A 21,794-nucleotide genomic window follows, 5' to 3' on the forward strand; every position below is an offset into this window, starting at 1 on the left:
GAGCCGACCAATGAAGATCAGCAATCGCAGAAGCCGGCGCGCCGCCGCGGCCGTCGCCCTGGGCTCCGCGCTCGCCCTCACCGCCACCGCCTGCGGCGACGACGGCAGCGGGAGCGGCGACGGCGCCGAGGGCAGCGGCAAGGGCAAGATCGTCTTCTGGGACAACAACGGCGGTGTCCGCACCGACATCTGGAACGAGATCATCGCCGACTTCGAGAAGGCCAACCCGGACATCGACGTCGAGTACGTCGGCCTGCCGTCCAAGGAGGCCCAGTCCAAGTACGACACCGCCATCCAGGGCGGCGGACTGCCGGACGTCGGCGGCGTCGGCGCGGCGATGCTCGCCGGGATAGCCGCCCAGGACGCGCTGGAGCCGCTGGAGGACCGGCTCGCCAAGTCGTCCCTGAACGGCAAGCTCAACGACGGCATGGTCGAGTCGGTCAAGAGCGCCGGCGGCTCCGACGAGCACCTCTACACGATCCCGACCTCCGCGAACAACGGCACCCTCTACTACCGCACCGACCTGTTCCAGAAGGCCGGCCTGGAGGCGCCGGAGACCTGGGAGAAGTTCTACGAGGCCGCCGAGAAGCTCACCAACACCAGCAAGAACGAGTTCGGTTACACCATCCGCGGTGGCGCGGGGTCGATCGCGCAGGCGCTCGACGCGATGTACGGGCAGTCCGGGATCACCTCGTTCTGGGACGCCGGCGGTGAGAAGACCACCGTCAACGACCCGAAGAACGTCGAGGCGCTGGAGAAGTACGCGGCCCTCTACAAGAAGGTCACCCCGGCCGCCGACCTCAACAACGACTTCACGAAGATGGTCGCCCAGTGGGACTCCGGCACCATCGGGATGCTGAACCACAACCTGGGGTCGTACCAGGACCACGTGAAGGCGCTCGGCACCGAGAAGTTCCGGGGTATCCCGCAGCCCACCGGCCCCGGCGGCAAGCGGGTCCAGGTGTCCAACCCGGTCGACGGGCTGGGCCTGTTCAAGTCCTCCAAGAACAAGGACGCCGCCTGGAAGTTCATCGAGTTCGCCGTGTCCCACGAGTCGAACTCCAAGTGGAACGAGTCGGCCGGCGCGATTCCGTCGAACACGGAGGCGGCGAAGGACGCGTGGATCTCGAAGGCCGAGCCGACGAAGCTCGCTGCTGCCGCACTGAATGACGGGTCCACGACGATTGTTCAGCTGCCGTACTACCTGCCGGACTGGAACAACATCTCGAAGTCCGACAACGAGGCGAACTTCCAGAAGGTGCTCATCGGGGACATGAGCGCGAAGGAGTTCCTGGACGGGATGGCCGAGGAGCTCAACAAGGCGCAGGCGGAGTGGAAGCAGCAGAAGAAGAGCTGAATCTCGCCGTGGGGCGGCCTGTTGTCTGCAGGGTGCAGGCCGCCCCTGGCTGGTCGCGCAGTTCCCCGCGCCCCTTGCACACTCCCGTACGTTGAAAGGTGAAACCCTGTGTCCCTTACCCGTCGGCAGGTCGCCGCCGCCGCTTTCGCCTCGGTTCCGCTCGCCATGGTGGCGTCCGGTACCGCCCGAGCCGCGCAGCGCCCCCGCACCCTCTTCATCGCCGGTGACTCCACCGCCGCCCAGAAGTACGCCGATGCCGCGCCCGAGACCGGGTGGGGAATGGCGCTGCCCTTCTTCCTCCACAGGGACCGGCCCGTCTCCAATCACGCGGTGAACGGGCGGAGCTCCAAGAGCTTCTATGACGAAGGGCGGCTGGATGTCATCCTGGCGGCCATTCGGCCCGGCGACTTCCTGCTGATCCAGTTCGCGCACAACGACCAGAAGAACACCGACCCCACCCGCTACACCGAGCCCTGGTCGACGTACCAGGACCACCTGCGGCTGTACATCGACGGTGCGCGTGCCCGGGGCGCGCGGCCCGTGCTGGCGACGTCGGTCGAACGGCGGCGGTTCGACGCCGCGGGCAACGCCCGCACCACGCACGGTGAGTACCCGGCGGCCATGCGGGCGCTCGCCGAGCAGGAGGGCGTGGCGCTGCTCGACATCCAGGCGCTGTCGCTGGCGCTGTGGCAGGAACTGGGGGTCGAGGAGACCAAGAGGTACTTCAACTGGACCGAGACCGAGCAGGACAACACGCACTTCAATCCGCCGGGCGCGATCGAGGTCGCACGGCTGGTGGCGCGGGAGCTGCTGCGCACCGGTGTGCTGGAGCCGTGTGACGTGCGCCGGCTGGACGACGCCGTTCCGGAGTCCTGGATCACCTGGCCGGAAGGCAGCGCCCAGTAACACCCCGTCCCCTCACCCCCCCGTCCCTGAAGAAAGAGAGCCGCACCATGAACGCACAGAAGTGGCATGGGCATGCCACAGTGAGAGCCGCCGCGCTGGTCGGTTGCACCGCCCTCGTGCTGTCCCTGACCGGTACCACCGCCCAGGCGGACGAGCGGGACCTCGGCCGTGAGGCGCTCGCCGCGAACGACGGCTGGGCCTCCGAGGGGGCCGGCACCACCGGTGGCTCGGCCGCCGACGCCGAGCACGTCTACACCGTCACCACCTGGGAGGAGTTCAAGGCCGCCCTCAAGGCCGGCGGCAACGCCCCGAAGATCATCAAGGTCGACGGGATGATCGACGCCGTCTCGAAGGGCTGCGAGGCGTTCGAGGCCGAGGGCTACGACTTCCAGCAGTACCTCGCCGACTACGACCCCGCGGTGTGGGGGTACGACACCCCGGTCAGCGGCGAGCAGGAGAACCTGCGGGCCGCGTCCGCCAAGAACCAGGACAAGGCCATCAAGGCGAGCGTCCCCTCCAACACCACCATCGTCGGTGTCGGCCGGAACTCCGGGATCCTCGGCGGCAGCCTCCAGATCAAGGACGTCGACAACGTCATCCTGCGCAACCTCACCATCGAGGCCCCGATCGACTGCTTCCCGCAGTGGGACCCGACCGACGACAACAACACCGGCGCCTGGAACTCCGAGTACGACGGCGTCGTCGTCTACAACTCCACCCATGTGTGGGTCGACCACAACACCCTCACCGACGGCCGCTACCCCGACAGCAGCCTGCCGACCTACTTCGGCAAGGTCTTCCAGCAGCACGACGGCCTGCTCGACATCGTGCGCGGCGCGAACTACGTGACCGTCTCGTGGAACTCCTTCAAGGACCACGACAAGACCATGCTGATCGGCAACAGCGACAGCGCCGCGGCCACCGACAGCGGCAAGCTCAAGGTGACGCTCCACCACAACCGCTTCGAGGGCATCGTGGAGCGGGCGCCGCGCGTGCGGTTCGGGCAGGTCGACTCCTACAACAACCACTTCGTGGTGACCAAGGACCAGAAGTTCGGCTACGTCTTCGGCATCGGCATCTCCTCGCAGCTGTACGCCTCGCACAACGCCTTCTCCCTGGCCCCCGGCGTCAGCGTCGGCAAGACGCTGAAGAAGTGGAAGGAGTCGCCGCTCACCGCCGAGAACAACTACGTCAACGGCAGGCTCGTCGACCTGATCGCCGTGCACAACGCGGAGATCCCCGAGGAGATCCTCCAGTCCGGCGCGGGCTGGACCCCCACCCTGCGCACCCGCGTCGACCACCCGAGGGCCGTGCCCGGCGTCGTCGACCACCGCGCCGGCGCCGGCCGTATCTGCTGACCCAGCCCTCGCACCCGAACCGGCCGGGGCGGTCCGCACCGCGGCCCCATCAGGGCGGCGTCCGCCCCGGCCCCTCGTCACCCGCTCGACCGCACCCGCGAAGGAACCTCCCCATGCCCTCGCCCCACGTCCGACTGCCCCTCTCCCGCAGAGGCTTCCTGATGGCAAGCGCCGGAGCCGGCGCCACCCTCGCGCTCACCGCCGGTCCCGCCCAGGCGTACGGCGCGCGGGCCCCGTTCGGCCGCTTCGGCTCGCCCACCGCCCGCCTCACCCCGCAGACCCTCTACATCGCCCCCGACGGCCAGGGCGACTTCAGCTCCGTGCAGGCCGCCGTCACCGCCGCGACCGGCAGCGGCTGGACCCTCGTCCTCGCCCCCGGCGTCTACCGCGAGACCGTCTCCGTCGCCACCAGCCGTACGGAGATGACCTGGATCGGCGCCTCCGAGAACCCCCGCGACGTCGTGGTCGTCTACGACAACGCGGCCGGCACCCCCAAGCCCGACGGCTCCGGCACCTACGGCACCACCGGCTCGGCCACCACCACCGTCCGCGCCGACGGCTTCACCGCCCGCTGGATCACCTTCGCCAACGACTGGCTGCGCGCCGACCACCCGGGCGTCTCCGGCACCCAGGCCGTCGCCGTCAAGGTGCAGGGCGATCGCAGCGCCTTCTTCCACTGCCGGTTCCTCGGCCACCAGGACACCCTGTACGCCGACTCCAACAACCTGGCCTCCTTCGCCCGGCAGTACTACGCCCACTGCCATGTCGAGGGCGACGTCGACTTCGTCTTCGGCCGGGCCACCGCCGTCTACGAGCACTGTCACTTCCGCACCCTGTCCCGCACCGACCTCGGCGGCGCCCCCTTCGGGTTCGTCTTCGCCCCGTCGACGGCCGGCGCCAACCCGTACGGCTACCTGGTGACGAAGAGCCGCGTCAGCAGCGAGGCCCCGGACGGCTACTACAAGCTCGCCCGGCCCTGGGTGCCCAGCTCCGACACCACCGCCCACCCGATGCTCACGGTCCGCAACTCCTGGCTCGGCCCCGGCATCGACGCGGTCACGCCCTACGCCAACATGTCGAACTCCTTCCCCTGGCAGGAGCAGCGGTTCGCCGAGTACCGCAACGCCGGCCCCGGCGCGGAGATCCCCGTGCCGGAGAACCGCCCCCAGCTCACCGACGCGGAGGCCGAGTCCGCCACCCGCGCCGCGCACCTCGGCGACTGGGAGCCCTGGAAGGAGACCTGCTGAGATGCGCCGGCGCACCCTGATCACCGGTTTCGCGGGCGGACTCCTGGCCACCACCGCCACCTCCGCCTTCGCGACCGACGCCCGCCGCCGCGTCCTGCACGTCCGCCCGGGCGACTCCGTCCAGGCGGCGGTGGACGCGGTCGGCGGGCCCGGCCGGACGATCGTCGTGCACCCGGGGACATACCGCGAGGTCGTCAACGTCCCCGCCCACACGGTGGAGTTGACGATCCGCGGCGCCACCCGCGATCCGCGGGACACCGTCATCGTCCACGACAACGCGAACGGGACGAAGAAGCCCGACGGCACCACGTACGGGACCGCGGGCTCCGCGACCTTCAGCTCCGCGGCCGCCGGACTGACCGTCCGCGATCTGACCCTGGCCAACGACTGGCTGCGCGCCGACCACCCCGACATCACCGGCACCCAGGCGGTGGCCGCCTACACCTACGGCGACCGCACCCGTTTCGAGAACGTCCGGCTGCTCGCCCACCAGGACACCCTGTTCGTCGACACCACCGCGCTCGACGCCTTCGACCGGCAGTACTTCCGCCACTGCTACATCGAAGGCGATGTCGACTTCGTCTTCGGGCGGGCGACCGCGGTGTTCGACCGGTGCCACTTCCACACGCTCCAGCGGGACGTGACCTTCACCCCGAAGGGCATGGTCTTCGCCCCCTCCACCGCACGCGCCAATCCGCACGGCATCCTCGCCGTCCGCTCCCGCATCACCTCGCAAGCGGAGGACGGCGCCTACAAGCTGGCCCGGCCCTGGGTCCCGTCGTACGAGACGACCGCCCGGCCGTCCCTCGTCGTCCGGGACACCCGGATCGGGCCCGGGATCGACCCGGTCGCCCCCTACACCAACATGCGCGACGCCTACCCCTGGCAGACCATGCGCTTCCGCGAGTACCGCAACACCGGCCCCGGCGCCGAGATCTCCGTACCGGAGAACCGCCCCCAGCTCACCGACGCCGAGGCCCTCTCCCACACGCCGGCCGCCTACCTCGGCGACTGGCGTCCCTGAGTCCCCCGGGAAACCGGCAACCGCACGACGAAAGGACCCGCACTCCATGTCTCGTCGTACCGCTCTCACCCTCGCCGGGGCCCTCGCCCTGGGCACCGGCCTCGCCGTCCTCCCCACCCAGGCGCAGGCCGCGACCGTCGTCGTCAGCAACTCCACCGACCTGTCCAACGCGCTTCGCAACGCCACCCCCGGCACCGTCATCCAGGTCCGCGGCGGCACCTACTACCCGACGGCCACGCTCCAGTCGACGGCCAACGGCAGCTCCTCCTCGCCGATCACCCTCACCGCGTACGGCTCGGAGACCGTGAAGATCGACGGCTCCGCGCTGCCGTCGGGCGCCTGGATCTTCAAGCTGACCGCCGACTACTGGAACGTCTCGAACATCACCTTCCAGAACTCCCCGGACAGCGCGGTCGTCTGCCAGTCCTGCACCGGCACCAACTGGAACAACATCAAGACCATCAACGGCGGAGACTCCGGCTTCACGCTCACCGGCGACGGCACGGTGAACAACACCGTCCGCAACATCGACTCCTACGGCCACTACGACGCCGCCAACCACGGCGAGAACGCCGACGGTGTCGCCGTCAAGTACGGCTCCGGCAGCGGCAACCTGATCACCGGCGCGCGGCTGTTCAACAACTCCGACGACGGCATCGACCTGTGGTCCTTCTCCTCGCCCGTCACGATCGAGCACACCTGGGCGTTCGGCAACGGCAAGAACCGCTGGGGAGACTCCGCCTTCACCGGCGACGGCAACGGCTACAAGCTGGGCGGCGACGGCGAGGTCGTCGCGCACGTCGTCAACAACTCCGCCGCCTGGGACAACACGGGCAACGGCTTCACCGAGAACAGCAACAGGGGCGCGATCGTCATCAACCGCACGACCGCCTACGCCAACGGCAAGTGGGGCTACTACTTCGCCACCGGAGCCGCCCGGCTCGGCAAGAACCTCGCGGTGAGCAACGGATCCGGGCTGGTCAACAAGGGCTCGTCGGTCGTCTCGCAGGGCAACAACTGGGACTCGGGGATCACGACGCCGGCCTTCCGGTCCACGGACGCGAGCACGGTCTACAACGCCCGCCAGTCGAACGGCGCGCTGCCCGTGACCACCTTCCTGACCACGGGCAGCACCACCATCGGCGCGACGATGGACTAGGAGGCCCGTACCGGCCTGATCGACTCCAACGTCGGCACGACCGGCTCGATCGTGCCGTCCGCCGCGAAGGTCATACGGTCGATCGTCGTCTCGCGGTGCATCCCGTCACCGCCCGGCCGTCCGGGCCCGTTCAGCGCGAACCGGTGGTAGACGACGTACCAGTCGTCGGTGCCGGGCGCGTTCACCACGGAGTGGTGGCCGGTGGCGAGGATGCCGTACTCGGGGCGCTTGGACAGGATCGTGCCCCGCTTGGTCCACGGGCCGAGCGGGGACGGTCCCGTCGCATACGCCACGTGGTAGTTCTCGCTGCGGGTGTCGTCCTCGGACCACATGAAGTAGTACGTCCCGTTCCGCTTGATCACGAAGGACCCCTCGCGGAAGTCGTCCGGCGTGATCTCCTCGATCCTGCTCGCGTCGTACGACACCATGTCGTCGTTCAGCGGCACGACGTACCCGCGCCCGTTGCCCCAGTAGAGGTACGCCTGCCCGTCGTCGTCCGTGAAGACCGCCGGGTCGATCATCTGCCCGGACAGCGAGCCGCCCTTGGCCACCAGTGGCCTGCCCAGCGCGTCCTTGAAGGGGCCGGCGGGGGAGTCGGCCACCGCCACGCCGATCTGCTGCTCGGCACAGAAGTAGAAGTAGTACTTCCCGTCGCGCTCGGCGATCGCCGGCGCCCACGCGTACGTGTCCGCCCAGCTCACGTCCGGCCCGAGGTCCAGGATGACCCCGTGGTCCTTCCAGTGGACCAGGTCCTTCGACGAGTACGCCTTGAACCGGGTCCCGCTCCAGCCCTGGAAGCCGTCGGTGGTCGGGTAGATCCAGTATTCGCCGTTCAGATGGTGCACGTCCGGGTCGGCGTTGAGGCCGGGCAGGACGGGGCTGCCGGTGGGGACGGCCTCGACCGTCCAGCTGCGCCTGGTGCCGTCCGCTGCCGTCACCGTGTACGTCTGCGGCCTCCGGAAGTCCCGCCGGGTGCCGGACCGGGGGCTGAGCGTGGCGCCCTCAGCCACGTGGAGCTTCGGTGCGAGGCGCGTGAGATCGGCTCCCGGCTCCATTGGCAGTACGACCTTCGAGGACGCCTCCGTGACGATGGCGTACCCCTTCTGGTCCTTCGCCGTCGCGTCCACGACCGAGGTGGGGGTGGAGGGATACGCGGCCAGCAGACGGTCGTACTCCGCCTGGGTCACGGGAAGTACCGTGCCGTGCCGGGGGCTCGCGGGAAGCTGGTAGTCCGTGGACGGGGTCCACTCGCCGGAGTCGAGGTCGGTGGTCTCGAAGGGGACGTAGCCGCGGCCGCCGTACTCGTCGATGAACAGGTACCACTTCTTCTCGGTGTTCGACTTGAACACCGTGGGGCCCTCACCGCGGTCCATCGCGCCGCTGCCGATGCAGTCCGCGACCAGGTCGTACGCGGTCGAGGTCAGGCTCGTCGACCTCTCACCGGTGATGAACTTGGCGCACGGCGAGCCGGAGGCCGGGTCCCGCTCGTCCTTGGTGTACCGGTAGTAGGTGCCCCGGTGCTCGACGACCGTCGAGTCGATCACCGAGTAGCCGGGGTCGTGCCAGATCTTCGGCTCGCTGAAGGTGCGGAAGTCCTTCGTCGTCGCGTACAGCATCTTGTTGTACGTCGAGCCGGTGTGGTCGGGGTCGTCTTCGGCGTACAGCTTCGACGCCCAGAAGACGACGTACTCGCCGAGGGCGTCGTCCCAGTAGGCTTCCGGCGCCCAGGTGTTGCCCGCGCTGTCCGGGGCGACCCGCACCAGGCGCTGGTCGGTCCAGTGGACCAGGTCGGTGGACTCCCACACCATGATCGACTTGCTGCCGTGCCGCTGGACCTCGTCCCAGCTGCCGCTGGAGTTGCGGTACATGCGCAGGTCGGTGGCGATGAGGAAGAACCTGTCGCCCTCGGGGGAGCGGATCACGAACGGGTCGCGCAGGCCCTTCTCCCCGATGGTGGAGGTGAGGACGGGTGCTCCCGCGTTCAACTCCCGCCAGTGCAGCGGGTCGTTGCCCCGGCTCAGGGCGTAGCGGATCTGCTCGCCGTCGGCGGTGCCCTCGCCGGTGAAGTAGGCGAAGAGGTAGCCGGCGTACTTGGAGTGGTTCACGGGTGGGGCTCCGGAGTTCGCGGTGCTGGGTGGGGCGGTCAACAGGCCGAGGAGGAGAGCGAGACACGCGAGGAGCAGTGCTCTGGGGCGCATGGGCCGTCCTGTGGGGGTGTGGGGGTTCCGGGTGTGGTTTCTGTTCGATGGTGCGCGCCTTCGGAGTGTCACCAGTGAGGAACAGTGCGTCAACCGGTGTGCGGGGGACGCGGGTCAGCGAAAGTTTCGGGTGTTCTTCAGCGGGGTGCGGCAACCTTTTCCCGTCATGGCGGCGACCGAGGTGCGGAAACAGGCCCCGAGGAAAGGAACCGCCCAGTGCGTCAGAGCACCGGACGCCACCGCAGGACACGCACCGTCTCGATCGCCGCGGCGGTGGCCGTCGCCTCGGGCGCGGGCGGCGTCCACCTCGGTCTGTCGAACGGCGGCGCCCAGGCGGCCGGCGCGACGGTCACCGTGTCCTCCACCGCGCAGCTGGAGTCGGCCGTGCGGAACGCGGCCGCCGGCACGGTCATCGAGGTCCGCGGCGGGACCTACTACCCGTCGGCGACCCTGCGGTCGACGGCGAGCGGCACACCGACCAGCCGCATCACGCTCCGCGCCCGCGGCGGCGAGACGGTGCGCGTCGACGGCTCCAGGCTGCCCGCCGGGTCCTGGCTCGCCGGGATCCACGGCAGCTACTGGACCGTGGAGAACCTCACCTTCCAGAAGTCACCGGCCCAGGGACTCGTGGTCACCTCCTCGACCGGCGGCGTCTTCCGCAACCTCGTCACCGCGAGCAACGGCGACTCCGGCTTCACCCTGCGCGGCGACAACACGGTGGACAACCTCGTGCGGAACCTGGACAGCCACGACAACCACGCCGCCGGCGACGGCATCGCCATCACGTTCGGCTCGGGCAGCGGCAACGTCGTCGACGGCGCGCGCCTCCATGACAACGCGTCCGACGGGATCGACCTCTGGCAGTTCTCCACCCCCGTCACCATCAGGAACTCCCGGGCCTACGGCAACGGCAACGGCTTCAACCTGGGCGGCGGCGGGGCCGTCGTCGCCCATCAGGTCCACGACAACACCGCCCGGGACAACACCCTGCACGGCTTCACCGAGAACTCCAACCCGGGCGCGATCGCCCTGGACGCCAACACGGCCCGGGCCAACGGACAGTCCGGCTTCCACTTCCCCACCGGCAAGGCCCGCCTGACCCGCAACCACGCGGCCGACAACAAGGGCGGCCCGGCCGAGCTGGGCCCGTCGACGGTGAACGAGGCGAACACCTGGGACGGCGAGTGACCGGATCCACCAGGAGCGCGGTTCCCCGCGCCCCAAAGGGACGCGGGGAACTCGTCGTTACTTGTAGGTGATGTCAGAGCCCGTGAACAGGCACGACTTCGCGTCCGGGCCCACGCCCAGCTGCTTGGGCTCCTTGCCGGAGTTGTTGCCCTCGAAGCGGACGCAGGTCTTGACCTTCTTCTTGGGGTCGCCCTCGATGCGGATGTTGCGCAGGGAGGCCGTGTCGCCGTAGTTGGCGTTCACGCCGGCGATGGCGCCCAGGGGCGCGACGACGTCGACGTCGTTGATGATGATGGTGCGCTTGTACTGGGTCTTGCAGTTGCCGCAGGAGCGGACCAGCTTGCCGGAGTTCTCGACCCGGAACTTGCTGATGACCAGCTTGCCGGCGCCGTTGAACTGCAGCACCTTGTCGTCGGCGTTCTTCGCGCCGCCGCCGTAGACCTTGTACACGGCCGACGCGGACTTGCCCTTGAAGCTGGCCGCGTCCTCGCCGACGTCCAGCCACCAGACGTTCTGCAGCGTGCAGGAACCCTTGCAGTGCACACCGTCGGCGGCCGGGGTGCCGATGATGACGTTCTTCAGGACGGCGCCGTCCTCCAGTTCGAAGATCGCCTTCTGCGACTCGCCCTGGTCGGAGGTGCCCAGCGCGCCGGCGCCGTAGAACTTCGTCAGCTTGCCGTCGTACGTGCCCGACACCTTGATCGTGGAGGACACGGCCTTGCTGCCCTTGGCCGTCGGCCAGGCGGACGCGGCGCCCGCGGGGGACAGCAGCGTTGTGGTGGCGATCGCCGCGCCCGTGATGCCGAGGGCCGAGAAGCCCGCGATCAGGGCCCGCCGCTTGGTGACCTTGCGGCGGTGCCGGACGTGCGGTTCTGCAGGTGCAGTCATGAACCAATTCCTCAAGTGGGTGGTGACTCTTGCTCCTTGTGGTCGCCACCGGTGAGGAAGAGGTTGCCGTGTCTCCAGGAATTTCTTACGAGGAGTTCTTTGCGAGAGAAGTCTCTACGAGTCGCCGGCGCTGTCGTCCTGGGCGGCGAAGTCGCCGCCCACGGCACGCTGTTCGCCGCCCGCCGTGCCGCTGATCGCGTACCGGTCGTCCCTGGCGTCCCGGCCGCCCCGGTCGTGGTCGTACTGCCCCGCGAACACCCACTCGCCCGCGGCGACCTTACGGCCCTCCTTGAGCACCCAGGTGTAGACGAGGAAGCCGTCCCGCTCCTCGACGGTCGTGGTGAAGTCGTCCTCGGGCAGTGAGCGCCAGGCACCCGTCGAGGACACCCCGCCGGTCTGCGCGACCTTCAACTGCACGGTCAGCGCCGTGAGTTCCTCGGAGGTCCTGAGGGTGATGTTGCTCTGCGCCCAGAAGTCGTTGCTGTGCGGGTCCACCGAACCGTCCGACGACAGCGGGCCGTTCTCGACGTCGTCGGTGTCCGGCAGCAGCGGGACGTCCGCAGGCGCCGAGGGCGTCGGCGGCGTGTCCCCGGCCGGTGGGCTGCTCGGCCGCCTCGACGGCTCGGCGCCGCCCGTGCTCGGCGTGGCCCGCGGGGACACCGGCGGACGGCTGGTGGCCTCGGGGGAGTTCACCGGCGGGGACGGGACGGCGACCTGCTGCTGCGGCGGGGGCGGGTCGCTCTTCACCGCGGAGGCGACCGCGTAGCCGCCGACGGCCAGCATGCCGGCGACCGCCGCCGTGGCGCTCGCGATCCGCACCCAGCCCCACACCGGCGGCCGGGTCGCGCGGTGGTCGGGCCGCTCCTGCGCCGCCATGCCCCGCTCGATGCGGGCCAGCATGCGCTCCCGGCTCGGCTCGTGCGCCTCGGCCGCCTCGTGCAGCCGGGCGCGCAGCTCGTCGTGCACGTCCCGCTGCATGGTCATCGGTCCCTTCCTGCGGTCTCGGTGCGCGCCATCACCGCGTGCACCTTCTGCGGAGCTCCCTTTGCGGTGCCGAGCAGTTTCCTCAGCTCGGCCATTCCCTTCGAGGTCTGGCTCTTCACCGTACCCACCGAGACACCGAGGGCCAGCGCGGTGTCCTTCTCCGAGAGGTCGAAGGCGTGCCGCAGCACCACACAGGCCCGCTTGCGGAACGGGAGTCTACGCAGCGCCGACTGGACGTCCACAACGCCCGCGATGTCGGGGTTCTCCGTCTTCTCCTCACGCTGCGACCAGAACAGCGCGATCCTGCGGCGCTCGCGGACGGTGCTGCGGATACGGGTGCGGGCCAGATTCGCCACCACACCGCGCGCGTACGCCACCGGATGGTCGGCCGCGCGCACCCGGTCCCAGCGGTGCCACAGCGCCAGCAGCGCATCCGCCGCCAGATCGTCGGCGGCGTCCGACTCGCCCGTCAACAGATAGGCGAGACGGGACAGTTCGGCGTAGTGGCGTTCGAAGAAGGCATGGAACTCCACGGAGGCGGCGTCGTCGACGACTGTGCCCACGGGTGACCTCTCCTGCCTGGGAAGGGGGATGGGAACGGGATGTGATCGTACAGAACTTCGAACCTTGTACGGTCATCCGATGTGCGGTCATCCGATGACGTAACACGGAGAAAACCTGAAGCCGGTTCGGCGCGGGCACAATCCAGCCAGCATCCGCACTGATCAACCAGGCTTCCGGGAGTGTCCGTGAACGGCGTCGACCGCTACTTCAAGATCTCCGCACGGGGATCCACCTTCGGCCGTGAGATACGCGGCGGCTTCGCCACGTTCTTCACCATGGCCTACATCCTCGTCCTGAACCCCATCATCCTCGGCAGCGCGAAGGACAAGTTCGGCCAGCAGCTCGACCCGGTCCAACTCACCACCGCCACCGCCCTGGTGGCCGCCGTGATGACGATCATCATGGGCGTCGGCGGCAACCTGCCGCTCGCCCTCGCCGCCGGCCTCGGCCTCAACGCCGTCGTCGGCTTCCAGATCGCCCCGCTGATGAGCTGGGACGACGCCATGGGCCTCGTCGTCCTGGAGGGCCTGCTGCTGTGCGTGCTGGTCCTCACCGGGCTGCGCGAGGCCGTCATGCACGCGATCCCGCAGGCCCTGAAGCAGGCGATCAGCGTCGGCATCGGCCTGTTCATCGCCTTCATCGGCTTCGTCGACGCCGGCTTCGTCACCCGGATCCCCGACGCCGCCAACACCACCGTGCCCGTGCAGCTCGGCGGCACCGGCACGCTCAGCGGCTGGCCGGTGCTGGTCTTCTGCCTCGGTGTGCTGCTGACCGTCGGGCTGCTCGCCCGCAAGGTCAAGGGCGCCATCCTCATCAGCATCGTCACCATGACGGTCGTGGCGATCCTCGTCAACTCGGTCGCCGACGTCGAGAGCTGGGGGCTGACCACGCCCGACTGGCCCGACGAGATCGTCGACACGCCCGACTTCGGACTGCTCGGTCACTTCAGCCTGTTCGGCGCGTTCGGCGAGACCACCGCGGTCACGGTCGTGCTGCTCGTCTTCACCCTCATCCTGTCCGACTTCTTCGACACGATGGGGACGGTCGTCGGCATCAGCTCGGAGGCCGGGCTGCTCGACGAGCAGGGCAAGGTGCCCGGCCTCGGCCGCGTCCTGCTCATCGACAGCGCCGCGGCCGCCGTCGGCGGGGCGGCGTCCGCCTCCTCCGCCACCTCCTACATCGAGTCGGCGGCCGGTGTCGGCGAGGGCGCGCGGACCGGCTTCTCCAACCTCGTCACCGGCGGACTCTTCGCGCTCGCCCTGCTGTTCACGCCGCTGCTCACCATCGTGCCGCTGCAGGCCGCCGCGCCCGCGCTGGTCGCCGTCGGCTTCCTGATGATGACCCAGGTCAAGCACATCGACTGGGACAGGTACGACATCGCCATCCCGGCGTTCCTGACGATCGCCGTGATGCCGTTCACCTACTCGATCACGAACGGCATCGGGGCGGGTTTCCTGGCGTACGTGCTGATCAAGACGGTGCTCGGCAAGGCGAGGGACGTGCACTGGCTGCTGTGGGGGGCCTCGGCGCTGTTCGCCGTGTACTTCGCGATCGACCCGATCGAGCAGATCCTCGGCGTCGGTTGAGCGCTGCCTCCCTCACCGCCCTGGCCACCGGGGCGGGGCTCAGTCCTCCAGGACGAGCACCGCCTCCTCGATCTCCGCACCGCGCGCGGCGGCATACCCGCGCGCCCGTGCCGTCTCCCGGAAGCCGCACTTGTGCAGCACCCGCAGCGAGGCGGTGTTGTCGGCCGCCGCGCGTGCGTACAGCGGGCGTTCGGGCACCTCGGCGAGCAGGGCGCGCAGGGCGGCGGTGGCGACACCGCGCCCCCAGTACGCCCGGTCCACCCAGTAGGTGACCTCACGCTCGCCCGGCTCCCCGTAGACCGCGGCGCTGCCGACGACATCGCCGTCCAGCAGGATCGTGCGCGACACGTCGGACGAGGCGCGGATCCGCTGCCAGCGGGCCTCGAAGGCGTCCCGGTCGGCGGGGTCCTCGGGGGTGAAGGCGGCCGTCCGGAGTGCCTCCGGGTCGTTCAACTGCCGGTAGAAAACAGGCAGATCGCTGTCATGGACCTCACGCAGGACGACATGCATGCCTCAGAGCCTACGGGTGGCCAGTGTCAGCCGGTCCCGGGCGTCGAACAGGGCGTCCTTCACCATCTGCTCGTGCGCCGGGGTGAGCCGGGCCACCGGCACCGAGCAGCTGATCGCGTCGCGGGCCGGGGTGCGGTAGGGGATCGCCACGCCGAAGCAGCGCAGGCCGAGCGTGTTCTCCTCACGGTCGACGGCGAAGCCCTGCTCGCGGACCTGATGCAGCTCCTCGATGAGCTTCTCGCGGTCCGTGAGGGTGTTCTCGGTGAGGGCCGGCAGCGTCTCCGGGAGCATCTTGCGCACCTGCTCGTCGCTGTAGGTGGCGAGGATCGCCTTGCCCAGCGAGGTGGAGTGGGCGGGCAGCCGGCGGCCGACCCGGGTGAAGGGGCGCAGGTAGTGCTGGGACTGGCGGGTGGCGAGGTAGACGACGTTGGTGCCGTCCAGGCGAGCCAGGTGGATGGTCTCGGTGGTGTCGTCGGACAGCCGGTCGAGGGTGGGGCGGGCGGCCGCGACCACCTCGTCGCCGTCGATGTAGGAGGTGCCGACGAGCAGCGCCCGCACCCCGATGCCGTACCGCGTGCCCGTCGCGTCGGTCTCCACCCAGCCGAGCTCCACGAGGGTGCGCAGCAGCATGTAGAGGCTTGACTTGGGGTAGCCGACGGCCTCCTGGACCGCCGCGAGGGAGTGCATACCGGGGCGACCGGCGAAGTATTCCAGCAGTTCAACCGTCCGTACCGCGGACTTGACCTGCGTGCCGCCCCCCGTCTCGCCAGCCGACATCGCCCTTGACCCCTTCCTTCGGCGGGAAATAGTCTCCAACAGCATATTCACCATCAGAGACGGCGTTCAGTATATCGAACAGCCCTGGTGGGTGACCCTGGATACACGTGGAAGGAACCCGCGGTGGCAGCAGCACCAGTCTGGAGTGTCGACCCCCGTACCGGGAAGCAGCGGGAACAGGTTGCGGTCGAGGCCACCGCCCAGGAGGTGGACGCCGCCGTCCGCGCCGCGCACGACGCGCGCGACCGTCTCGCCGACCGTGCCGTCCGCGCCGCCTTCCTGCGCGGCGCGGCCGACGGCCTGGAGGCGGCCAAGGACGGTCTCGTGGAGACCGCCGACGCCGAGACCGCGCTCGGCCCGGTCCGGCTGACCGGCGAACTCGCCCGCACCTGCTACCAGCTGCGCGCCTTCGCGGACATCGTCGACGAGGGCGCCTTCCTCGACGTCGTCATCAACCACCCCGACGACACGGCCACCCCGCCGATCCCCGACCTGCGCCGCTACAAGGTGCCGCTGGGTGTCGTCGCCGTCTACTCGGCGTCCAACTTCCCCTTCGCGTTCTCCGTCGCCGGCGGTGACACCGCGAGCGCGCTGGCGGCCGGCTGCCCGGTCGTGGTCAAGGCCCACCCCGACCACCCGGCGCTGTCCGAGCTGGTCGCGAAGGTGCTGCGGCGGGCCGCCGCCGAGCACGGCATCCCCGAGGGCGTGGTCGGTCTGGTCCACGGCTTCGAGGCCGGCATCGAGCTGATCAGGCACCCGCTGGTCACCGCGGCCGGCTTCACCGGGTCCGTCAAGGGCGGCCGGGCCCTCTTCGACGCGGCCGCCGCGCGCCCCGTGCCGATCCCCTTCCACGGCGAGCTGGGCTCGCTCAACCCGGTCGTGGTCACCGAGGCCGCGGCCGCCGAGCGCGCGGAGGCCATCGGCGCCGGGCTCGCCGGGTCGATGACGCTGGGCGTCGGGCAGTTCTGCGTCAAGCCGGGCCTGGTGCTCGTACCGTCCGGCGCGGCCGGCGACGGGCTGGTCAAGTCGCTCACCGACGCGGTCAGCGACACCGAGGCGGGCGTCCTGCTCGACCATCGCATGCGGGACAACTTCGTCGCCGGGGTCGCCGAGCGGGCGGGCCTCGACGGCGTCGACTCGCCGGTGACGCCGGGTGCGGGCGGCGAGCACACGGTCAGCGCCGGCTTCCTCACGGTGCCGGCGGAGAAGCTGGCGGCCGAGGGCGAGTACGACCTGCTCCTCGAGGAGTGCTTCGGGCCGGTCACCGTCGTGGCCCGCTACGAGGACGAGGCCGAGGTCAAGGCCGTCCTGTCCCGGCTGCCGGGCAACCTCACGGCCACCGTGCAGCTCTCCGAGGCGGAGGCCGCCGGCGAGGGGCGGGGCGCGGAGATCCTTCAGGAGCTGACGCCGCTCGCCGGGCGTGTGCTGGTCAACGGCTGGCCGACAGGGGTCGCCGTGGCGCCGGCCCAGCACCACGGGGGCCCGTACCCCGCCACGACCTCCACGTCGACCTCCGTGGGCGGTACGGCCATCGAGCGGTGGCTGCGGCCGGTGGTGTACCAGAACGCCCCGCAGGCGCTGCTGCCGGTGGAGCTCCGTGACGAGAACGAGCTGGGACTGCCGCGCCGCTTCAACGGCCGCCTCGAACGCTGAACACCCCGACGCGGCAAGGGAGAAGAGGACTGGGAAACTGTGGCCATGGATGTCGAGCTTCCCGAACTCCCCTTCTCCCTGCGCACGTACGGCCCCGACGGCCACTGGTCCTACGAGGACGGCGTCCTCTCCGGGTGGGCCGGGCCGCGCCAGGACCGGTTCGTGCCGCCCACCGGGGAGGCGCTGGACCCCGCGTCCGACGCGCCCCGGCTGCTCGGGGCGCCCGAGGGGGACTTCCAGCTGATCGCCCGGGTCACCGTCGGCTTCAGCTCCTCCTTCGACGCGGGCGTGCTGTACGTCCACGTCGGCGAGCGGGCCTGGGCCAAGCTGTGCCTGGAGTACTCCCCGGACGTGCCCACCGTCTGCACGGTGGTCACCCGGGGACACTCCGACGACGCCAACTCCTTCACCGCGGACGGCAACTCGGCCTGGCTGCGCATCAGCCGCACCGGGCGAGCCTTCGCCTTCCACGCCTCCCGCGACGGCAGCCACTGGACCTTCGTCCGCCTGTTCACCCTCGGCGACGAGAAGGAGACCGACGCCGCCTTGATCGGCTTCATGACCCAGTCCCCGACGGGCGAGGGCTGCGTGGTCACGTACGACCACATCGAGTTCCGCAACACCTGGCCGGACGACCTGCGCGACGGCACCTGACATGATCCGCAACGCCCTCCCCGCGGACGCGGAGACCCTCGCCGAACTGCACCGGCGCGCCTGGTCGACGTACTACCCCCGCCCGCCTGAGGGAGGGCCCGACGGGACGGTGAAGCTGTACCAGTTCCACGTCGACCCCGACCACTGGCGCTCCGGCGTCGGTACGGCCCTGCACGCCGCCTGCGTCGAGCGGTGGCGGGCCGAAGGGAGGCGGGTCGCCGTGCTCGACATGCATGTGGACAACCGGCGGGCCCAGGCGTGCTACGGCCGGATGGGATGGGTCGGTGACCCGGCTCATGGTGGTGGGCATCACATCGGGATGCGGTTCGGTCTGATCGGGGAATGAGGGTGGGGTGCTTGAATGTTCATCCACATTGAGCGGAGGGAGTCTCCGTACCCGTACGAGCTGGAGAGAGCCGAGAGATGCGCGTCGAGACCTGGAGCGACATCGCCTGCCCCTGGTGCTATGTGGGCAAGGCCCGCTTCGAGAAGGCGCTGGCTGCCTTCCCGCACCGTGACGAGGTCGAGGTGGTGCACCGCTCCTTCGAGCTGGACCCCGGCCGTGCCAAGGGCGACGTCCAGCCGGTGCTGGCCATGCTCAGCAAGAAGTACGGGATGAGCCAGGCCCAGGCCCAGGCCGGTGAGGACAACCTCGGCGCGCAGGCCGCCGCCGAGGGCCTCGCCTACCGCACCCGCGACCGCGACCACGGCAACACCTTCGACCTGCACCGCCTGCTGCACTTCGCCAAGGAGCAGGGTCGGCAGGACGAGCTGATCCAGATCCTGTACCGGGCCAACTTCGCCGAGGAGCGGTCGCTGTTCACCGAGGGCGACGAGCGGCTCGTGGAGCTGGCCGCCGAGGCCGGTCTGGACGCCGACGCCGCCCGTGCGGTGCTCGCCGACCCCACCGCCTACGCCGACGACGTCCGCGCCGACGAGCGCGAGGCCGCCCAGCTCGGCGCCACCGGGGTGCCCTTCTTCGTCCTCGACCGCAAGTACGGCGTCTCCGGCGCCCAGCCGTCCGAGGTCTTCACCCAGGTGCTCACCGAGGCGTGGGGCGAGCGCGCTCCGCTGAAGCTGGTGGACCAGAGTGACGCGGAGGCGTGCGGGCCCGACGGGTGCGCCGTGCCCCAGCACTGAGGCGGTGCCGCTCGGCGCGGACGTATAAGCGTTCCTTAGGGGTTCCGCGTAAAAATCCGCAATGGACTTCGAGGTCGTGGGGCGCCACAGTGGACCCATGGAGACCTTCGAGAGCGTCGTCCGCGCCGAGTTCACCCCGAAGCGCACCTACCTGAACACCGCGAGCAACGCCCTGCTGCCCGCCCGGACCGTCGCCGCCCTGCACGAGGCGGCGCTGCTGCGGGCCGAGGGCCGCCCGGCGGGCTCGCTCTACGAGGACGTGGAGAGCTGCCGGGCCGCGTACGCCCGGCTGGCCGGTGTCCCGGTCACCCGGGTGGCGGCCGGCGCCTCGGTCGCCGCCCACACCGGGCTGATCGCCGCCTCGCTGCCGGCCGGCGCCGAGGTGCTCACCGCCGAGGACGACTTCAGCTCCGTACTGAACCCGTTCCACGTCCGCGGCGACCTCAAGGTCCGCTCGGTCCCGCTGGAGCGGATCGCCGATTCCGTCCGCCCCGGCACCGCGCTCGTCGCGGTCAGCGCCGCGCAGTCCGCGGACGGGCGGATCGCCGACCTGCCCGCCCTGCGGGAGGCGGCCCGCGCGCACGGGGCACGCACCTATGTCGACTGCTCCCAGTCCGCCGGCTGGCTCCCCATGGACGCCGACGGCCACGACTTCACCGCGTCGGTCTCCTTCAAGTGGCTCCTCGGCCCGCACGGCGCCGCCTTCCTCACCGTCCCCGAGGACTTCGGCGGACTGAGCCCGCTGCTGGCCGGCTGGGTCGCGGGGGAGAGGCCCTGGGACAGCTGCTACGGCCCCGTCGCCGAACTCGCCCGCTCCGCCCGGCGGTTCGACCTCTCCCCGGCCTTGTTCACCTTCGCCGGACTGCGCGCCTCGCTCGAACTCGTCGAGCAACTCGGCGTGGACGCCATCCACGCCCATGACCTCGCCCTCGCCGACCGCTTCCGCACGGGCCTGGCCGGCCTCGGCCACGAGGTGCTGCCCGCACCCGGCTCGGCGATCGTGTCCGTGCCCGGACTCGGCCACCGCCAGGCGGAGTTGAGCGCGGCGGGCATCGAGGTCTCCGACCGCGCGGGCAATCTGCGCGCGTCCTTCCACCTCTACAACACACCCGCCGACGTCGACCGCCTGCTGGACGTCCTCACCGACTGACGGACACAGCCAGCGGACCGGGGCCCCCACCCCGGCCCGCTGAACCGCGCGGTCTACTTCACCGGCGTGAAATCCCGAGCCCCGATGCTGCGTTCTTCCGGGGGCAACCCCCGGACCCCCGGCCGGGGCCGGTTCACCGCACCGGCGTGAAATCCCGAGCCCCGATGAACTCCGGCCGTCGTACCGGCGCTGCGAAGGGCTCCACCGCCGCGTTCTCCACGCTGTTGAACACGATGAAGACGTTGCTGCGCGGGAAGGGCGTGATGTTGTCGCCGGAGCCGTGCATGGCGTTGCAGTCGAACCAGGTCGCCGAACCGGCCCTGCCCGTGAAGAGCTTGATGCCGTACTGCGAGGCCATCGCGGTCAGCGCCTCGTCCGACGGCGTGCCCGCGTCCTGCATCTGCAGCGACTTCTTGTAGTTGTCCTTGGGCGTGGCACCGGCACAGCCCAGGAACGTCCGGTGCGACCCGGGCATGATCATCAGCCCGCCGTTGGTGTCGTAGTTCTCGGTCAGCGCGATCGAGACGGACACGGTCCGCATGTTCGGCAGCCCGTCCTCCGCGTGCCAGGTCTCGAAGTCCGAGTGCCAGTAGAAGCCGCTGGCGCCGAAGCCCGGCTTGACGTTGATCCGCGACTGGTGGACGTACACGTCCGAGCCCAGGATCTGCCGGGCCCGCCCCACGACCCGCTCGTCACGCACCAGGTTCGCGAACACCTCGCTGATCCGGTGCACCTCGAAGACGGAGCGGATCTCCTTGGACTTCGGCTCGATGATCGAGCGTTCGTCGGCGCGGATCGCCGGGTCGGCGACGAGCCGCTCCAGCTCCCGCCGGTGGACGGCGACCTCGTCCGGGGCGATCAGCTGGTCGATGGTCAGGAAGCCGTCACGCTCGTACGCCTCCAGATCGGCGGTCGCGATCGGGCCGGGCGTGTCCAGGGCGCCCCATACGACGGGGTCCTGACGCGGGACGGACACCTCGGTGGTGCCTCGGCTGGGGTAGAGATCGGTCATCGTCACGATGCCTCACACCTCCTCGGGCTCGGTGAGCAGGGGGTACACGCCGTTCTCGTCGTGGTCCTCACGTCCGGTGACCGGCGGGTTGAACACACAGATGCAGCGGAAGTCCTCCTTGACGCGCAGCGTGTGCCGCTCGTGCCCGTCGAGGAGGTACATGGTCCCGGGAGTGATCGAGTACGTGGTCCCGGTCTCGTGGTCGGTGAGTTCGGCCTCGCCCTCCACGCAGACGACGGCCTCGATGTGGTTGGCGTACCACATCGACGTCTCGGTCCCGGCGTAGAGGGTCGTCTCGTGCAGCGAGAAGCCGACCCTCTCCTTCGCGAGGACGATGCGTTTGCTCTCCCAGGTCCCGGACGCCGCTCTCACATGCCGGTCGGTGCCTTCGATGTCCTTGAACGAACGGACGATCACGTCGGTGCTTGCCTCCTTGCTG

At 70.0% G+C, this 21,794-nt stretch carries 21 protein-coding genes; 13 read left to right on the forward strand and 8 right to left on the reverse strand.

The features are described from left to right. Positions 1-10 precede the first annotated feature (10 nt). The 6 genes from ACH5AC_RS20915 (at position 11) to ACH5AC_RS20940 (ending at position 7,051) form a co-directional block, all read left to right on the forward strand. Entirely contained in the window at positions 11-1,357 is a 1,347-nt protein-coding gene (locus ACH5AC_RS20915) for an ABC transporter substrate-binding protein (protein WP_398863439.1), read from the forward strand. A gap of 108 nt (positions 1,358-1,465) precedes the next feature. Then, complete coding sequence (locus ACH5AC_RS20920) at positions 1,466-2,263, forward strand: rhamnogalacturonan acetylesterase (RefSeq protein WP_398863440.1); 798 nt, start codon at positions 1,466-1,468, stop codon at positions 2,261-2,263. Between the two features lie 47 nt (positions 2,264-2,310). Further along, complete coding sequence (locus ACH5AC_RS20925; protein WP_398863441.1) at positions 2,311-3,621, forward strand: polysaccharide lyase family 1 protein; 1,311 nt, start codon at positions 2,311-2,313, stop codon at positions 3,619-3,621. A 113-nt stretch (positions 3,622-3,734) separates the two neighbouring features. Further along, on the forward strand, positions 3,735-4,868 hold the full coding sequence (locus ACH5AC_RS20930) for a pectinesterase family protein (RefSeq protein WP_398863442.1): 1,134 nt from the start codon (positions 3,735-3,737) through the stop codon (positions 4,866-4,868). A gap of 1 nt (position 4,869) precedes the next feature. Beyond that, a complete protein-coding gene (locus ACH5AC_RS20935; protein ID WP_398863445.1) occupies positions 4,870-5,892 on the forward strand; it encodes a pectinesterase family protein in 1,023 nt (340 codons plus the stop codon). Positions 5,893-5,938: 46 nt separating this feature from the next. After that, positions 5,939-7,051 carry a chondroitinase-B domain-containing protein gene (locus ACH5AC_RS20940; protein ID WP_398863447.1) on the forward strand — a complete coding sequence of 371 codons (1,113 nt, stop codon included), beginning with the start codon at positions 5,939-5,941 and terminating at the stop codon, positions 7,049-7,051. On the opposite strand, the gene ACH5AC_RS20945 is transcribed toward ACH5AC_RS20940, so the two are convergent. Next, on the reverse strand, positions 7,048-9,249 hold the full coding sequence (locus ACH5AC_RS20945; protein WP_398863449.1) for a family 43 glycosylhydrolase: 2,202 nt from the start codon (positions 9,247-9,249) through the stop codon (positions 7,048-7,050). The two genes, ACH5AC_RS20940 and ACH5AC_RS20945, sit on opposite strands and share 4 nt — an antisense overlap. 216 nt (positions 9,250-9,465) lie before the next feature. Between ACH5AC_RS20945 and ACH5AC_RS20950 the strand changes: the two genes are divergently transcribed. Then, positions 9,466-10,437, forward strand: coding sequence for a right-handed parallel beta-helix repeat-containing protein (locus tag ACH5AC_RS20950; protein ID WP_398863450.1), 972 nt, complete (start codon positions 9,466-9,468; stop codon positions 10,435-10,437). Positions 10,438-10,494: 57 nt separating this feature from the next. On the opposite strand, the gene ACH5AC_RS20955 is transcribed toward ACH5AC_RS20950, so the two are convergent. The 3 genes from ACH5AC_RS20955 to ACH5AC_RS20965 all read right to left on the reverse strand — a co-directional run bounded on the left by ACH5AC_RS20955 (position 10,495) and on the right by ACH5AC_RS20965 (position 12,872). Further along, complete coding sequence (locus ACH5AC_RS20955; RefSeq protein WP_398863451.1) at positions 10,495-11,325, reverse strand: pectate lyase; 831 nt, start codon at positions 11,323-11,325, stop codon at positions 10,495-10,497. A 114-nt stretch (positions 11,326-11,439) separates the two neighbouring features. Next, positions 11,440-12,309, reverse strand: coding sequence for a hypothetical protein (locus ACH5AC_RS20960; RefSeq protein ID WP_398863452.1), 870 nt, complete (start codon positions 12,307-12,309; stop codon positions 11,440-11,442). Beyond that, the gene (locus ACH5AC_RS20965; RefSeq protein ID WP_398863454.1) at positions 12,306-12,872 is read right to left on the reverse strand and encodes a SigE family RNA polymerase sigma factor; all 567 of its coding nucleotides are present in this window, start codon (positions 12,870-12,872) and stop codon (positions 12,306-12,308) included. Before ACH5AC_RS20965 ends, ACH5AC_RS20960 begins: the two co-directional genes overlap by 4 nt. Positions 12,873-13,058: 186 nt before the next feature. On the opposite strand from ACH5AC_RS20965, the gene ACH5AC_RS20970 reads away from it, so the two are divergent. Beyond that, positions 13,059-14,459, forward strand: a complete 1,401-nt coding sequence (locus ACH5AC_RS20970; RefSeq protein WP_398863455.1) for an NCS2 family permease — start codon at positions 13,059-13,061, stop codon at positions 14,457-14,459. Between the two features lie 39 nt (positions 14,460-14,498). Here ACH5AC_RS20970 and ACH5AC_RS20975 read toward each other — a convergent pair whose 3' ends face one another. Together ACH5AC_RS20975 and ACH5AC_RS20980 are read right to left on the reverse strand one after the other, a co-directional pair. Further along, complete coding sequence (locus ACH5AC_RS20975; RefSeq protein WP_398863457.1) at positions 14,499-14,969, reverse strand: GNAT family N-acetyltransferase; 471 nt, start codon at positions 14,967-14,969, stop codon at positions 14,499-14,501. Positions 14,970-14,972: 3 nt separating this feature from the next. Further along, on the reverse strand, positions 14,973-15,746 hold the full coding sequence (locus tag ACH5AC_RS20980; protein ID WP_398863458.1) for an IclR family transcriptional regulator: 774 nt from the start codon (positions 15,744-15,746) through the stop codon (positions 14,973-14,975). A gap of 123 nt (positions 15,747-15,869) precedes the next feature. Between ACH5AC_RS20980 and ACH5AC_RS20985 the strand changes: the two genes are divergently transcribed. From ACH5AC_RS20985 to ACH5AC_RS21005, 5 genes are all read left to right on the forward strand, one after another. Next, positions 15,870-17,399, forward strand: coding sequence for an aldehyde dehydrogenase (NADP(+)) (locus ACH5AC_RS20985; protein ID WP_398863459.1), 1,530 nt, complete (start codon positions 15,870-15,872; stop codon positions 17,397-17,399). A 45-nt stretch (positions 17,400-17,444) separates the two neighbouring features. Then, the gene (locus ACH5AC_RS20990) at positions 17,445-18,053 is read left to right on the forward strand and encodes a DUF1349 domain-containing protein (RefSeq protein ID WP_398863461.1); all 609 of its coding nucleotides are present in this window, start codon (positions 17,445-17,447) and stop codon (positions 18,051-18,053) included. A gap of 1 nt (position 18,054) precedes the next feature. Beyond that, positions 18,055-18,399: a GNAT family N-acetyltransferase gene (locus ACH5AC_RS20995; RefSeq protein ID WP_398863462.1), complete on the forward strand. Its 345-nt coding sequence runs from the start codon at positions 18,055-18,057 to the stop codon at positions 18,397-18,399. Between the two features lie 77 nt (positions 18,400-18,476). Beyond that, entirely contained in the window at positions 18,477-19,193 is a 717-nt protein-coding gene (locus ACH5AC_RS21000; RefSeq protein WP_398863463.1) for a DsbA family oxidoreductase, read from the forward strand. 97 nt (positions 19,194-19,290) lie between these two features. Continuing rightward, the gene (locus ACH5AC_RS21005) at positions 19,291-20,343 is read left to right on the forward strand and encodes an aminotransferase class V-fold PLP-dependent enzyme (protein ID WP_398863465.1); all 1,053 of its coding nucleotides are present in this window, start codon (positions 19,291-19,293) and stop codon (positions 20,341-20,343) included. Positions 20,344-20,476: 133 nt separating this feature from the next. Here the strand turns inward: ACH5AC_RS21005 and thpD are convergent, their stop codons facing one another. Together thpD and ACH5AC_RS21015 are read right to left on the reverse strand one after the other, a co-directional pair. After that, a complete protein-coding gene (gene thpD, locus ACH5AC_RS21010) occupies positions 20,477-21,355 on the reverse strand; it encodes an ectoine hydroxylase (RefSeq protein ID WP_398863568.1) in 879 nt (292 codons plus the stop codon). Between the two features lie 12 nt (positions 21,356-21,367). Next, on the reverse strand, positions 21,368-21,772 hold the full coding sequence (locus ACH5AC_RS21015) for an ectoine synthase (protein ID WP_398863467.1): 405 nt from the start codon (positions 21,770-21,772) through the stop codon (positions 21,368-21,370). Positions 21,773-21,794: the final 22 nt, after the last annotated feature.

Origin of the sequence: Streptomyces sp. NPDC018693 (assembly GCF_044391385.1) — a bacterium.
Lineage (GTDB): Bacteria > Actinomycetota > Actinomycetes > Streptomycetales > Streptomycetaceae > Streptomyces.

Bases quoted from the DNA above. Each gene is read 5' to 3' on its own strand.
- ACH5AC_RS21005 (WP_398863465.1), top strand. From the start codon at position 19,291: ATGGAGACCTTCGAGAGCGTCGTCCGCGCCGAGTTCACCCCGAAGCGC.
- ACH5AC_RS20960 (WP_398863452.1), bottom strand. From the start codon at position 12,309: ATGACCATGCAGCGGGACGTGCACGACGAGCTGCGCGCCCGGCTGCAC.
- ACH5AC_RS20915 (WP_398863439.1), top strand. From the start codon at position 11: ATGAAGATCAGCAATCGCAGAAGCCGGCGCGCCGCCGCGGCCGTCGCC.
- thpD (WP_398863568.1), bottom strand. From the start codon at position 21,355: ATGACCGATCTCTACCCCAGCCGAGGCACCACCGAGGTGTCCGTCCCG.
- ACH5AC_RS20980 (WP_398863458.1), bottom strand. From the start codon at position 15,746: ATGTCGGCTGGCGAGACGGGGGGCGGCACGCAGGTCAAGTCCGCGGTA.
- ACH5AC_RS20945 (WP_398863449.1), bottom strand. From the start codon at position 9,249: ATGCGCCCCAGAGCACTGCTCCTCGCGTGTCTCGCTCTCCTCCTCGGC.
- ACH5AC_RS20975 (WP_398863457.1), bottom strand. From the start codon at position 14,969: ATGCATGTCGTCCTGCGTGAGGTCCATGACAGCGATCTGCCTGTTTTC.
- ACH5AC_RS20930 (WP_398863442.1), top strand. From the start codon at position 3,735: ATGCCCTCGCCCCACGTCCGACTGCCCCTCTCCCGCAGAGGCTTCCTG.
- ACH5AC_RS20955 (WP_398863451.1), bottom strand. From the start codon at position 11,325: ATGACTGCACCTGCAGAACCGCACGTCCGGCACCGCCGCAAGGTCACC.
- ACH5AC_RS20925 (WP_398863441.1), top strand. From the start codon at position 2,311: ATGAACGCACAGAAGTGGCATGGGCATGCCACAGTGAGAGCCGCCGCG.
- ACH5AC_RS20940 (WP_398863447.1), top strand. From the start codon at position 5,939: ATGTCTCGTCGTACCGCTCTCACCCTCGCCGGGGCCCTCGCCCTGGGC.
- ACH5AC_RS20995 (WP_398863462.1), top strand. From the start codon at position 18,055: ATGATCCGCAACGCCCTCCCCGCGGACGCGGAGACCCTCGCCGAACTG.
- ACH5AC_RS21000 (WP_398863463.1), top strand. From the start codon at position 18,477: ATGCGCGTCGAGACCTGGAGCGACATCGCCTGCCCCTGGTGCTATGTG.
- ACH5AC_RS20990 (WP_398863461.1), top strand. From the start codon at position 17,445: ATGGATGTCGAGCTTCCCGAACTCCCCTTCTCCCTGCGCACGTACGGC.
- ACH5AC_RS20935 (WP_398863445.1), top strand. From the start codon at position 4,870: ATGCGCCGGCGCACCCTGATCACCGGTTTCGCGGGCGGACTCCTGGCC.